This window comes from Streptomyces sp. 4N509B (genome assembly GCF_052245655.1).
Classification (GTDB): domain Bacteria; phylum Actinomycetota; class Actinomycetes; order Streptomycetales; family Streptomycetaceae; genus Streptomyces.
This window is the reverse complement of sequence record NZ_JBQQBZ010000105.1, coordinates 1-609: the sequence shown is the minus strand read 5'-3', so window position 1 is coordinate 609 and position 609 is coordinate 1. Positions and strand designations below refer to the sequence as shown.

The following is a 609-nucleotide window of genomic DNA, read 5'->3' as shown; positions in this document are numbered from 1 at the left end:
CCGCCTTGCTCCATCCGTGCCTCCTCCGCCACACCCACCCCCGCCGTCAACCCACTCCGCTCCTCCCACAACCCCCACGCCAACGACACCCCAGGCAACCCCAACCCACGCCGATAACCCACCAACCCATCCACCCCCGCATTCGCCGCCGCATACGCCCCCTGACCCCCAGCACCCACCACACCCGCCAACGACGAAAACACAACAAACGCCCGCAGATCACAAGCAGCCGTCACCTCATGCAACAACCACCCACCACCCACCTTCGGACCCAACACACCCCCCAACCGACCCACCGACAACCCCTCCACCACCCCGTCATCCACCACACCCGCCACATGCACCACCGCCGTCAACGGATGATCCACCGACACACCCCCCACCACACCCAACAACCCCTCCCGATCCCCCACATCACACGCCACCACATCCACCACCACACCCAAACCAACCAACCCCCCAACAAACTCACCCACCCCCACCCCATCCACCCGACGCCCCACCAACACCAACCGCCGCACCCCATGCACCTCCACCAACCGACGCACCACCAACCGACCCAACGTCCCCAACCCACCCGACACCAACACCGTCCCCTCAGGATCCAGC

At 66.0% G+C, this 609-nt stretch carries 1 protein-coding gene; it reads right to left on the bottom strand.

Going from position 1 to position 609, the window contains the following annotated elements:
• Nucleotides 1-536: KR domain-containing protein (locus ACTWP5_RS32120; RefSeq protein ID WP_443224714.1), on the bottom strand; the 536-nt coding region annotated here is incomplete at its 3' end.
• Nucleotides 537-609: the final 73 nt, after the last annotated feature.